At 38.4% G+C, this 13,565-nt stretch carries 11 protein-coding genes; all 11 read left to right on the top strand.

Translation table 11 applies throughout. From position 1 onward, the window contains the following. Nucleotides 1–121: 121 nt before the first annotated feature. The 11 genes from FN031_RS05790 (at nucleotide 122) to mraY (ending at nucleotide 13,470) form a co-directional block, all read left to right on the top strand. The gene (locus FN031_RS05790) at nucleotides 122–781 is read left to right on the top strand and encodes a COG3942 and LysM peptidoglycan-binding domain-containing protein (RefSeq protein WP_142558422.1); all 660 of its coding nucleotides are present in this window, start codon (nucleotides 122–124) and stop codon (nucleotides 779–781) included. A 357-nt stretch (nucleotides 782–1,138) separates the two neighbouring features. Next, nucleotides 1,139–2,800 (top strand): ribonuclease J, encoded by a 1,662-nt coding sequence (locus tag FN031_RS05785; RefSeq protein WP_142558420.1) that lies wholly within the window; start codon nucleotides 1,139–1,141, stop codon nucleotides 2,798–2,800. A 70-nt stretch (nucleotides 2,801–2,870) separates the two neighbouring features. Next, nucleotides 2,871–3,650: an alpha/beta hydrolase gene (locus FN031_RS05780; protein WP_142558418.1), complete on the top strand. Its 780-nt coding sequence runs from the start codon at nucleotides 2,871–2,873 to the stop codon at nucleotides 3,648–3,650. Nucleotides 3,651–3,771: 121 nt separating this feature from the next. Continuing rightward, entirely contained in the window at nucleotides 3,772–4,989 is a 1,218-nt protein-coding gene (locus FN031_RS05775; protein ID WP_142558416.1) for an aminoacyltransferase, read from the top strand. Between the two features lie 13 nt (nucleotides 4,990–5,002). Beyond that, a complete protein-coding gene (locus FN031_RS05770) occupies nucleotides 5,003–6,169 on the top strand; it encodes a peptidoglycan bridge formation glycyltransferase FemA/FemB family protein (protein WP_142558414.1) in 1,167 nt (388 codons plus the stop codon). A gap of 118 nt (nucleotides 6,170–6,287) precedes the next feature. Further along, nucleotides 6,288–6,989 carry a M57 family metalloprotease gene (locus FN031_RS05765; protein ID WP_142558412.1) on the top strand — a complete coding sequence of 234 codons (702 nt, stop codon included), beginning with the start codon at nucleotides 6,288–6,290 and terminating at the stop codon, nucleotides 6,987–6,989. Between the two features lie 69 nt (nucleotides 6,990–7,058). Beyond that, on the top strand, nucleotides 7,059–8,885 hold the full coding sequence (uvrC, locus tag FN031_RS05760; RefSeq protein WP_142558410.1) for an excinuclease ABC subunit UvrC: 1,827 nt from the start codon (nucleotides 7,059–7,061) through the stop codon (nucleotides 8,883–8,885). Between the two features lie 66 nt (nucleotides 8,886–8,951). Continuing rightward, on the top strand, nucleotides 8,952–9,902 hold the full coding sequence (gene rsmH, locus FN031_RS05755) for a 16S rRNA (cytosine(1402)-N(4))-methyltransferase RsmH (RefSeq protein ID WP_142558408.1): 951 nt from the start codon (nucleotides 8,952–8,954) through the stop codon (nucleotides 9,900–9,902). Nucleotides 9,903–9,911: 9 nt separating this feature from the next. Next, on the top strand, nucleotides 9,912–10,229 hold the full coding sequence (gene ftsL / locus FN031_RS05750) for a cell division protein FtsL (protein ID WP_142558406.1): 318 nt from the start codon (nucleotides 9,912–9,914) through the stop codon (nucleotides 10,227–10,229). Between the two features lie 3 nt (nucleotides 10,230–10,232). Further along, entirely contained in the window at nucleotides 10,233–12,488 is a 2,256-nt protein-coding gene (pbp2x, locus tag FN031_RS05745; protein WP_142558404.1) for a penicillin-binding protein PBP2X, read from the top strand. Nucleotide 12,489: 1 nt separating this feature from the next. Continuing rightward, nucleotides 12,490–13,470: a phospho-N-acetylmuramoyl-pentapeptide-transferase gene (gene mraY / locus FN031_RS05740; RefSeq protein WP_142558401.1), complete on the top strand. Its 981-nt coding sequence runs from the start codon at nucleotides 12,490–12,492 to the stop codon at nucleotides 13,468–13,470. Nucleotides 13,471–13,565: the final 95 nt, after the last annotated feature.

The raw sequence follows: 13,565 nt of genomic DNA, 5'->3' as shown, positions 1-13,565 counted from the left end.
TAATATGACTAAAATATAACTCTAAAATATCTGACATGTAAATTAGGTATGATTTCCTTATAAACAACAAAAAATAAACAACAAAAACAAATAGGAATTATTAAAAAGGGAGAAATTCATTATGAAAAAAACAGTTGCTAAACTGACTCTTGGTTTGACATCTACTGCCATTTTGGCGACAGTTGGTGCCCAAACTGTTAGTGCAGACTCTTACGTTGTCCAAAATGGGGATTCATTTTTTGCTATTGCTACTGCACATGGTATGGATCCTTATGTGTTGGCCGCTAACAATGGGAAAACCATTTTTGATACTATCCACCCAGGTGATATTCTGGAAGTGAGCGGTTTATCTCAAGGTAGTCTTTCATATAATGCACCAGCTTATGAGGCAACTAGCGCTGCAGATGATGTGTCAGATGTAGAAGGTGTTGTCGAAAATACTCCGACAGACTATGGGAACTCTTACCCTATTGGTCAGTGTACATGGGGTGTGAAAGAAATGGCGCCTTGGGCTAGCAACTGGTGGGGTAATGCTAATACTTGGGCAATCTACGCAAGTGCTCAAGGCTATAGAATAGGGAATGTTCCAGTAGCAGGAGCGATTGCCGTTTGGGACGGTGGTGAATATGGCCATGTTGCTTATGTAACAGATGTACAAAGCGAAAATTCTATCCAGGTATTGGAAGCGAACTACAAGCGTCAAAAACAAATTGCTAATTATCGTGGCTACTTTAATCCCAATGAATTTTTAGGTAGAGTCACTTATATCTACCCAAACTAAAAATGACTAAAAAAGATTTAGAATTTCTAAATCTTTTTCTTTTTTGGCAATTCCTTATGCTGAGTATAGAACAAGTAAGAGATTACTGAATGTTTTAAGACTCTATAATGGACAGAAGCTTTGATCGTTTGAGAATTCAATCGTTCAATTATGTTTGATAGAGTACTTAAAGATATAAAAATCAATTCAATTTTTAGTGGTCAAGAATCTCTGGTTGAAATAAAATCTTCATTTTGAAAATCGGTAAAAAAATGGTATAATGAAAGGACATAATTCGGTAGAAAGTAGAAGATACTTTCAGAATAAGAGAGCTTTTAAAACTCTACAAACTAGTTATTGTAATACCTCGGAGGAAAAATGACCAATATTAAATTAACAACTTTAGGTGGTGTCCGTGAAAACGGGAAAAATATGTATATTGCGGAGATTAACAACTCAATCTTTGTTTTGGATGCAGGTTTAAAATATCCTGAAAACGAGCAGCTTGGAGTTGACGTTGTTATTCCAAATATGGAATATTTATTTGAAAATAGTGACCGAATTGCAGGTGTCTTTTTAACGCACGGACATGCGGATGCGATTGGTGCTCTACCTTATTTATTGACAGAAGCTAAGGTTCCGGTTTTCGGTTCGGAGTTGACTATTGAACTAGCTAAACTGTTTGTCAAGAGTAATGACAGTGTCAAGAAGTTTGATGATTTCCACGTCATTGATGAGAATACTGAAATTGACTTCGGTGGGACAGAGGTTTCCTTCTTCCGTACTACTCACTCTATTCCTGAGAGTTTGGGTGTCGTTTTAAAAACTTCAGAAGGAAATATTGTATATACTGGTGACTTTAAGTTTGACCAAACAGCCAGTGAGTCTTATGCAACAGATTTTGGCCGTTTGGCGGAAATTGGTCGTGAGGGAGTCTTGGCACTTCTAAGTGACTCTGCTAATGCGGACAGTAATATTCAAGTAGCAAGCGAAAGTGAAGTAGGTGATGAAATCACCCAAACAATTGCTGATTGGGATGGTCGTATTATCGTAGCTGCGGTAGCGAGTAACCTTTCCCGTATCCAACAAGTTTTTGATGCGGCTGCTGAGACAGGTCGTCGCGTTGTTTTAACTGGTTTTGATATTGAAAACATTGTGCGAACAGCTATCCGTTTGAAAAAGTTATCGCTTGCTAATGAAAGTTTATTGATTAAACCAAAAGATATGTCCCGTTTTGAAGATCATGAATTGATTATTCTTGAGACAGGACGTATGGGAGAGCCGATTAATGGACTTCGTAAGATGTCTATTGGGCGCCACCGCTATGTGGAAATCAAGGATGGTGATTTAGTGTACATCGTTACAACGCCATCAATTGCTAAAGAAGCTGTTATGGCTCGTGTAGAAAACATGATTTACCAAGCAGGTGGTATTGTTCGACTCATTACATCAAGCCTACGTGTATCAGGGCATGGAAATGCTCGTGATTTACAGTTGATGATCAATCTTTTGAGACCACAATATCTCTTCCCTATTCAAGGAGAGTATCGTGAATTGGATGCTCACGCTAGAGCAGCAATGGCAGTTGGCATGTTGCCAGAGCATATTTTCATTCCCAAAAAAGGAAGTACTATGTCCTATGAACATGGTGACTTTGTTCCGTCAGGTGCTATCACTGCGGGAGATATTCTGATTGATGGAAATGCTATTGGAGATGTCGGAAATGTTGTTCTTCGTGACCGTAAGGTCTTGTCGGAGGATGGGATTTTTATCGTTGCGATTACAGTTAACCGTCGTGAGAAGAAAATCATTGCCAAGGCACGAGTGCACACACGTGGATTTGTTTATCTCAAGAAGAGTCGTGACATCTTGCGTGAGAGTTCAGAGCTGATTAACCAAACAGTTGAAGACTATCTACAAGGTGAAGAATTTGAGTGGTCAGAACTCAAAGGTAAAGTTCGAGACAGTTTGTCCAAGTTCCTCTTTGATCAAACTAAGCGTCGTCCAGCAATCTTACCAGTAGTTATGGAAGCAAAATAATAGTTAAATAAAGATCTAGAAAAAGTCGAATTTCGGCTTTTTCTTATCTTAAACCTAAAAGGAGAAAATAATGGCAGTAATGAAGATTGAGTACTACTCAGAAGTTTTGGATATGGAATGGGGAGTCAATGTTCTGTACCCTGATGGCTCTAGGGTAACAGACCCGGATTGCACAGATATTCCTGTCCTCTATCTCTTACATGGGATGTCTGGAAACCATAATAGTTGGCTCAAACGTACCAATGTTGAGCGTTTGCTACGTGGTACTAATCTTATTGTTGTTATGCCTAATACTAGTAATGGATGGTATACCGACACCCAATATGGATTTAACTACTATACTGCCTTATCAGAAGAGTTACCTAAAGTCATGAAGCGCTTTTTCCCTAACATGACTAGTAAACGTGAAAAGACTTTTATTGCTGGACTATCTATGGGCGGTTATGGTTCCTTCAAATTAGCTCTGTCAACTAACCGTTTCTCCTATGCAGCTAGTTTTTCTGGTGCCCTTAGTTTTCAGGAGTTTTCTCCAGAAAGTCAAGATATAGGGAATCGGACATATTGGCAAGGTATTTTTGGTGAGATTAAAAATTGGGAGAGTAGTCCATATTCACTGGAAAGCCTAGCTGAAAAGTCTGATAAGAAGACAAAACTATGGATTTGGTGTGGCGAACAAGATTATCTTTATTCTGCTAATAATCTAGCAGTTAAAAATCTCAAAAATCTAGGTTTTAATGTGACCTATAGTCATAGTCCAGGTGCCCATGAATGGTATTACTGGGAAAAACAATTGGAACGATTTTTAGCTACTCTACCTATCAACTTTGTTTTGGAAGAGCGTCTTATATAAGCCTTAAAGTTCTGTTTAGGCATGAGAACATAAAGATTCTATGATTCTATAATTCTTTATTTTTTAACAAAAAAGTAGTAGAATAGGTATGTTATAAATTTATTAGGAAAAGGACCAGCCAATGTATCATTATCAAATAGGTATCTCACCTGAAATACATGATGAGTTTGTCAAAAAAAGTGATTTGGCAAATCTTTTACAAAGTAGTGCTTGGGCTAATGTAAAAAATCAATGGGATAACGAGATAGTTGGCTTTTTTAAAGACGACCAGCTAGTGGCTTCAGCAAGCTTGTTATATAGGTCTTTACCTTTTGGTTTTACCATGTGCTATGTTGCGAGAGGTCCAATTTTGGATTATAAAGATAAAGAGTTATTACAATTCGTTTTTACCTCTCTCAAAACGATCGCCAAAAGGAAAAAGTCACTATTCGTTAAATGTGATCCTAGTCTTGTTTTAAGTAAAACTGTAATACATAAGGATTGTACAACTTGTTCTAATCCGGAGACGAAAGAAATCATCCAGAGTTTACAAGCTATTGGGGTAATTTGGTCTGGATTATCAACAGACATGTCTCAAACTATTCAGCCAAGGATTCAGGCTAAGATCTATAAAGAAGGGTTTGAAGAAAACTTACCGAAGTCAACCAAACAAGCGATTCGTACAGCTTTAAACAAAGGAATCGAGATTAAGTATGGAAGAGAAGAGCTATTAGATGATTTTACGACTTTAATGAGAAAAACAGAAGTCAGAAAAGATATTCATCTGCGAAATGAGGAGTATTATCATAAATTATTAGCTGCGTATGAAAACTCTAGTTTTATTACAATGGCTTATTTAGATTTAGAAAAACGATTAGAAGAATTAGAGTCTAAATTAGCTATAAACAAGCTAGCTGCAGAAGCTTTCTCTCAAGAAACAAAACCAGGTAAAATTAAGAATAATGAAGAAGAGCGGGAACGCTTAGTTCAAGAAATTGCATTTTTGAATACTCACATTGAGTCTGGAGTGAAGGTGGCTCCGCTTTCGGGAACCTTAACAATAGAATTTGGTACTACTTCTGTCAATTTGTATGCGGGAATGGATGACACCTTTAAACAATATAATGCGCCTATTCTGACTTGGTATTCTACAGCTAAACAATCTTTTGACCGTGGAACGTTATGGCAGAATCTTGGAGGAGTTGAGGGAGATTTTAAAGGTGGTCTATATCTTTTTAAATCTAAATATTCTCCAACAATCGAAGAGTATATTGGGGAATTAACAATACCGATTCATCCTCTATATCCTTTAGGTGGACAAATTTATAAACTTAGAAAAAAATTAAGAAAAAAACATTAAAGAAAGCATTCATATGACACTGACATTACTCACTAAAGAAGAGTTTCAACGTTATTCGGAAAAGGTCCCTGGGTATTCTTTCATGCAGTCTATTCAGATGGGGGAACTGTTAGAAGCTAGAGGAGCTCAAGTGGTTTATCTTTCTTTGAAGAAAGAAGGAGAAATTCAAATTGCGGCTCTGGTTTATAGCTTGCCTATGCTAGGTGGCCTTCATATGGAGTTGAATTCTGGGCCTATTTATACCCAAAAATCTGCACTGTCAAAATTTTATCAATATTTAAAGGAATATGCCAAGCAGAGTGGTGCTTTAGAGTTGATTGTAAAACCTTTTGAGACCTATCAAACTTTTGACAGTGATGGCAACCCAATAGATGAAGAAGAGAAAAGCATTATACAAGAGTTGTGTAGTTTAGGATATCAATTTGATGGTCTTAAAACAGGGTATCCAAACGGAGAAATATTTTGGCACTACGTTAAAGATTTAAAAGGTTTCGATGAAGAATCTTTGTTGAAATCTTTTAATAAGAATAGTTCTAGAAACATTCAATCCTCACTTGATTATGGTGTTACCATTCGAAGTGCTGAAAGAGAGGAAATTCCACTATTCAAAAAAATTATCGAAGAAACTGGGCAAAGGCAAGGTTTTAAGGATAAGGATTTAGATTATTACTGTAAATTGTATGATATTTTTGAGGATAAGTCAGCTTTTCTAATTGCAGAGGTGAATCCTAAACAATCAATCGAAGCTCTTAATATGAAACAGGCTAGCCTTGATGAAAAGTCAAAGAATTTCAAGCAACAGTATCAAGCGATACAAAAGAAATTGGATTTTCTAAATTCTTTGCCTACTGATTCAGAAAGAATCCTATTAGCTTGCGCTCTGATAATATATACTAACTCGGAAGCAACATATTTGTTCGGAGGCTCTTATGCTGATCTTCAAAAGTTTTCTGCTCCATTTTTACTTCAATATTATGCTATGAAGCAGGCGTTACAAAAGAATATTCCTACATATAACTTTTTTGGTATCCAAGGCCTCTTTGATGGTAGCGATGGAGTTCTACGCTTTAAGCAGAATTTCAATGGCTATATTGTTCGTAAGCCAGGAACTTTCCGATATTATCCAAACCCGTTCAAGTTTAAGTGTTTACAAATTTTGAAAAAATTAATGGGGAGATAAGTAAAAGAAGTACTTTTAGATTTCTTTTAGTTTTCTCCAGTAAAATAGAGAACCTATCTTTAGAATGGCAATCCATTACTCAAAGATGGGTTCTTATTTTTTAGAAAGGCGGGAAATCATGGGCTGGATTATTCGTGTTTTATATCGATTTTTACTAGGAATTTTGCGTATGTTTTGGCGCCTTATGTGGACACTTATACTCTTAATTCTCATTACTTTTGGAATTCTCTGGTATGTGACAGGCGATTTATCAGGTGTCTTCAATCAAGTAAGCAATCTTGTTCAAGTCGGCCAATCAGGTTGGCACCAATGGCAAGAGACTGGTAAGTTACAAGACTTGTCTCAGATAGATCATCATCAGGGTTCAGGAGCGAAATGGTCAAAGGCGCAAGCAACTATCTATATTGATCCTCAAATGGATGCCACTTTCCAAAAGGCCTACCTTGAAGCTATTGCTAACTGGAACCAGACAGGGGCTTTTAATTTTGTAGTTGTGACAGAACCTAACCAAGCAACTATTTTCGCTACCGAAATGAATGATGGTTCGACAGCTGTAGCAGGTGAGGCGGAGAGTCAGACAAATCTCCTAACCAAACAATTCATTTCAGTGACCGTTCGCTTGAATCATTATTATTTATCCAATCCAAACTATGGCTATACCTATGATCGTATCATGCATACAGCAGAGCATGAACTAGGTCATGCGATTGGTTTGGAACACACCAATGAAGTTTCGGTTATGCAACCAGCAGGCTCCTATTATGGAATCCAAGCTCAAGATGTAAAAGAAGTTCAAGAACTATATGAGTCTGGAGAATAAGTGATTTTCTAAGGAAACTGGAGCTCTCTGATTTAAGCAATACAGGGGGCTTTTTGCTATAATGGAACTATGAATAACTTGATCAAATCAAAACTGGAGCTCTTGCCGACTAGCCCTGGTTGTTACATTCACAAAGATAAAAACGGCACTATCATTTATGTAGGAAAGGCTAAAAATCTGCGCAATCGGGTGCGGTCCTACTTCCGTGGGAGCCATGATACCAAGACAGAAGCCCTGGTGTCTGAAATTGTGGATTTTGAGTTTATTGTCACGGAGTCTAATATTGAAGCCCTCCTTCTGGAAATCAACCTCATCAAGGAAAACAAGCCTAAATACAATATTATGCTCAAGGACGATAAGTCCTATCCTTTCATCAAAATCACCAATGAGCGCTATCCTCGACTAATTATCACTCGTCAGGTCAAGAAGGATGGAGGATTATACTTTGGTCCCTATCCGGATGTGGGGGCAGCCAATGAAATCAAACGGCTATTGGATCGGATTTTTCCTTTTCGCAAGTGTACCAATCCTCCTTCCAAGGTTTGTTTTTATTACCATATCGGACAGTGTATGGCTCATACGGTTTGTCGAAAGGATGAAGCTTATTTTAAAGCTATGTCCCAAGAAGTCTCTGATTTTCTCAAGGGACAAGACGATAAAATCATTGATGAACTCAAGAGTAAGATGACTTTGGCAGCTCAGAATATGGAGTTTGAACGTGCAGCGGAATACCGTGATTTGATTCAGGCCATTGGCACACTTCGAACTAAGCAACGAGTCATGGCTAAAGACCTCCAAAACCGTGATGTATTTGGTTACTACGTGGATAAGGGTTGGATGTGTGTTCAGGTCTTCTTTGTCCGTCAGGGAAAATTAATTGAACGGGATGTCAATCTCTTTCCTTACTACAACGATCCTGATGAGGATTTCTTGACATATGTGGGGCAGTTTTACCAGGAGAAATCTCACCTGATCCCCAATGAAATCCTGATCCCTCAAGATATTGACGAAGAAGCTGTCAAGGCTCTAGTGGATACAAAGGTTCTCAAGCCCCAACGAGGGGAGAAGAAGCAACTGGTTAATCTGGCTATCAAAAACGCTCGTGTTAGTTTAGAGCAGAAGTTTAATCTGTTAGAGAAATCAGTTGAAAAGACTCAAGGAGCTATTGAAAATCTTGGCCGACTTCTACAAATTCCAACCCCAGTCCGTATCGAGTCTTTTGATAACTCTAATATTATGGGAACTAGTCCAGTCTCTGCCATGGTTGTTTTTATCAACGGAAAACCGAGCAAGAAGGATTACCGTAAGTATAAAATCAAGACTGTGGTCGGACCAGATGACTATGCAAGTATGCGAGAGGTCATTCGTAGACGTTATGGACGGGTCCAGCGTGACGGTTTGACACCGCCAGATCTAATCGTCATCGATGGTGGTCAGGGACAGGTTAACATTGCTAAGCAAGTTATTCAAGAAGAGTTGGGCTTAGACATTCCCATTGCAGGACTTCAAAAGAATGACAAACACCAAACTCATGAGTTGCTCTTTGGAGATCCTCTTGAAGTGGTAGAGTTGTCTCGCAATTCTCAGGAATTTTTCCTCCTCCAACGCATTCAAGATGAGGTGCACCGTTTTGCCATTACTTTTCACCGGCAACTCCGTTCTAAAAATTCCTTCTCCTCTCAATTGGATGGAATTGAAGGTTTGGGTCCCAAACGCAAGCAGAATTTAATGAAGTATTTTAAGTCACTAACAAAAATTAAGGAAGCCAGTGTGGATGAAATAGTGGAAGTTGGTATACCAAGAGCTGTTGCAGATGCTATTCATAGACAGTTAAATCCTAAGGACCATGTAAATTATGCTCAAGTTGCTGAGAAACTCGCCAACTACGAAGAATAACAAGCAAAAAAGGTTTGTAGTCTAGCGGGTGCAAGCTTGTCAGAATTATGGTAAAATAGATAAGATATGACTAAAGAATTTCATCATGTAACGGTTATGCTTTATGAAACAATTGATATGCTAGATGTAAAACCTGACGGTATTTATGTTGATGCGACTTTGGGTGGAGCGGGCCACAGCGAGTATTTATTAAGTAAACTAAGTGAGAAAGGGCATCTGTATGCCTTTGATCAGGACCAAAACGCTATTGACAATGCGCAAAAACGTCTAGCTCCTTATATCGAAAAAGGGATGGTCACTTTTATTAAGGACAATTTTCGTAACTTAAGGGTTAGATTGCATGAAGCTGGGGTCCAAGAAATAGATGGAATCTGTTATGATTTAGGAGTATCGAGTCCGCAACTAGATCAGCGTGAACGTGGCTTTTCATATAAGAAGGATGCGCCGCTGGATATGCGCATGAATCAGGAAGCTAGTTTGACTGCTTATGAAGTTGTCAATCATTATGACTATCATGAATTGGTTCGAATCTTTTTCAAATATGGAGAAGATAAGTTTTCTAAACAGATTGCGCGCAAAATTGAGCAAGCTCGTCAGGTGAAGCCGATTGAGACGACAACCGAATTGGCAGAGATTATCAAGTCGGCCAAGCCTGCGAAAGAGCTTAAGAAAAAAGGGCACCCAGCCAAGCAGATTTTCCAGGCTATTCGCATCGAAGTTAACGATGAGTTGGGAGCAGCTGACGAGTCTATCCAGCAAGCGATGGAGATGCTGGCTCTAGGTGGTAGAATATCAGTAATCACCTTCCATTCGCTGGAAGATCGTTTGACCAAGCAACTTTTTAAGGAAGCTTCGACAGTAGAAGTTCCGAAAGGCTTGCCTTTTATTCCAGATGAGCTCAATCCCAAAATGGAATTAGTAACTCGTAAACCAATCTTACCAAGCAAGGCAGAATTAGAAGCTAATAATCGTTCCCATTCAGCTAAGTTAAGAGTCGCTAGAAAAATTCACAAGTAAGAGGATAAAATGGTAGAAAAAAAAGAAACGACTAGCCAATTACTTCAGGCACGTATCAAGAGATTCTCGCGGGTTGAAAAGGCTTTTTACCTTTCAATTGCCATTACAGCCCTAGTCTTAGCTATCAGTGTTGTTTATATGCAAACAAAGCTATTGCAAGTCCAAAGTGAATTGACGAATGTGAATGCTCAGATTGAAGTGAAGAAGACCGAGTTGGACGAAGCTAAGCAAGAAGTCAATGAATTAATCCGGTCAGAACGCTTGACAGGTATTGCAGATTCGCAAGAGTTGCAATTATATAATGAAAATATTCGATCGGCGGAGTAGTAGATGAAAACTATGAAAGAAAGAATAATACGCTTTGCCATTAAGAATCGTAAATCTCCAATGGAAAATCGCAGACGAGTGGGAAAGAGTCTGAGCCTTTTGGCCGTCTTTCTCTTTGCTGTTTTTTTGGTTAATTTTGCGGTAATTATTGGTACAGGCTCTAAGTTTGGTGTTAACTTAGTTAAGGAAGCAGCTAAAGTTCACCAGACGACACGAACAGTTCCTGCAAAGAGGGGAACCATATACGACCGTAATGGAACACCTATAGCAGAAGATGCCACATCTTATAATGTTTATGCGGTAATTGACAAAGAATATAAATCTGCAAACGGTGAGATTCTTTATGTTGAAGAATCTCAGTATAACAAAGTCGCGGAAGTCTTTCATAAGTATTTAGATATGGAAGAATCTTATGTAAAGGAGCAACTTTCTCAGCCTAATCTAAAGCAGGTTTCTTTTGGTGCTAAAGGAAATGGCATTACTTATGCAAATATGATGTCTATTAAAAATGATCTGGAAGCTGCAAAGATAGAAGGTATTGACTTCACCACAAGTCCCAATCGAAGTTATCCAAATGGCCAGTTTGCTTCATCTTTTATAGGATTGGCTCAATTGCATGAGAATGAAGATGGCACAAAAGGACTCATCGGAACATCTGGAATGGAAAGTTCCTTAAATAGCATATTAGCTGGTACCGATGGTATTATTACATATGAGAAAGATCGTCTAGGAAATATAGTTCCAGGAACTGAAAAAATTACTCAGCAAACAATCAATGGAAAAGACGTTTATACAACCTTGTCTAGTCCACTACAATCCTTTTTAGAGAGTCAGATGAATATCTTTCAAGCTAAACTTAAAGGTAAGTATGTCAACGCTACTTTGGTGAGTGCTAAAACGGGAGAAATTCTTGCAACGACACAAAGGCCAACTTTTGATGCAGATACAAAAGAAGGGTTAGATGAAAACTTTGTTTGGCGTGATTTTCTGTATCAAAGTAACTATGAACCAGGATCAACCATGAAGGTAATGACTCTGGCGGCCGCTATTGACAATAAAACATTCCCTGGAGGGGAGTATTTTAATGCTTCCGAATTAAAAATTGCTGATGCGACTATCAAGGACTGGGATGTAAATGAAGGCTTGACGAGTGGTGGAATGATGACATACTCGCAAGGTTTTGCCCACTCTAGTAATGTAGGAATGACCTTGTTAGAGCAAAAAATGGGAGATGCAACTTGGTTGGATTATCTCAATCGTTTCAAATTTGGAATTCCAACAAGATTTGGGATGAGTAATGAGTATGGTGGACAATTGCCTGATGACAATATTGTCAATATTGCCATGAGTTCCTTCGGTCAGGGTATTTCTGTAACTCAAGCGCAAATGCTCAGAGCTTTTACAGCTATTGCTAATGATGGAGTTATGCTAGAGCCTAAATTTATCAGTGCTTTATATGATCCAAATGATGAGACGGTTCGTAAGTCGAAAAAAGAAGTAGTGGGGAATCCTGTTTCTAAGGAAGCGGCTAGCGTGACACGAGAGCATATGGTTACTGTGGGAACCGATCCCTATTATGGAACTATGTACAATCGTAGTACTGGAAAAGGAGTGATTACTCTTCCAAACCAAAATGTAGCAATGAAATCTGGGACTGCGCAGATTGCTGATGAGCAAAACGGAGGATACTTAGTTGGGGAAACAAATTATATCTTTTCTGTAGTAACCATGCATCCTTCTGAAAATCCTGATTTTATTCTCTATGTGACAGTTCAACAACCAGAACATTATTCTCAGGCTATGCTTGGTGAGTTTGCCAATCCTATACTTGAGAGAGCTTCGGCCATGAAAGAATTGCTCAATCTCCAATCAACTGCTAAGAATTTAGATCAAGTAACAACTACAACTAGCTACGCAATGCCTTCGACTAAAGACTATAGTCCTGGGGGATTGGCAGAAGAACTACGTCGTAACCTTGTACAACCGATTGTTGTCGGTTCAGGTACTAAAATTAAGGAAAGCTCAGTAGCAGAGGGGACCAATTTAGATGCTAATGAACAAATCTTACTTCTTTCTGATAAGGTAGAAGAAATGCCGGATTTGTATGGTTGGACGAAGCAAAATGTTGAAACATTAGCTAAGTGGCTAAATATTGAAGTTGAATTTGAAGGTAGTGGAGAAACTGTTAAAAAACAAAGTGTTCGAACCAATACAACTTTGAAAGATTTACAGAAAATAAAAATAACTTTAGGAGATTAGTATGATCATGTCTGTTCTTGCTGGAGTGTGCACCTTTATTCTAACGGTCATTGGAATTCCAGCCTTTATCCGTTTTTATCGTAAGGCACAAATCACTGGTCAGCAGATGCACGAGGATGTGAAACAGCATCAAGCAAAAGCTGGGACACCAACAATGGGTGGAATTGTTTTCCTTATAGTAGGTGTTTTAGTCAGCTTTATCTTTGCACTTTTAACAAATCAATTAACCAACAATGTAGGGATGATACTCTTCATCTTGCTACTATATGGTTTAGTAGGTTTTTTAGATGACTTTCTCAAGGTTTTTCGTAAAATTAATGAAGGGCTCAATCCTAAACAAAAGCTCTTGCTTCAATTAGTAGGAGGAGTTATCTTCTATCTCTTTTATGAAAGAGGAGGGGATGTCTTAAATGTCTTTGGGTATCCATTGCACCTAGGCGTTCTTTACATTTTCTTTGCTCTCTTCTGGTTAGTTGGTTTTTCAAATGCTGTTAACTTGACTGACGGAATTGATGGCTTGGCAAGTATCTCAGTAGTAATTAGCCTATCTGCCTATGGAGTCATTGCTTATGTACAAGACCAGTTGGATATTCTCCTGGTGATTCTTGCCATGATTGGTGGTCTTCTCGGTTTCTTTGTCTTTAACCATAAGCCTGCTAAAGTTTTTATGGGAGATGTCGGAAGTTTAGCACTTGGAGGAATGTTAGCGGCTATTTCCATGGCTCTTCACCAGGAATGGACCCTGCTCTTGATTGGTCTCGTTTATGTTTTTGAAACAACATCTGTCATGATGCAAGTTGCTTACTTTAAGTTGACCGGAGGAAAACGTATCTTTCGGATGACGCCCGTTCATCACCATTTTGAGTTGGGTGGATTTTCTGGTAAAGGTCAAGCCTGGAGTGAGTGGAAAGTCGATTTCTTCTTTTGGGGAGTTGGTTTACTTGCCAGTCTCCTAACTTTAGCTTTCATGTATTTGTTCTAAAAGAGAATATTGCAATAAAAAGAGAAGGACTTAGATCCTTCTCTTTTTAGTTCCTGTTATTTTCAATTGATGAATCCTTTTCTCAAAAAATTAAA

The organism is Streptococcus mitis (assembly GCF_902159415.1).
GTDB classification, from domain to species: domain Bacteria; phylum Bacillota; class Bacilli; order Lactobacillales; family Streptococcaceae; genus Streptococcus; species Streptococcus mitis_BG.
Note: the sequence above shows the minus strand (reverse complement) of the source record. Positions and strands in the feature narration are given on the sequence as shown.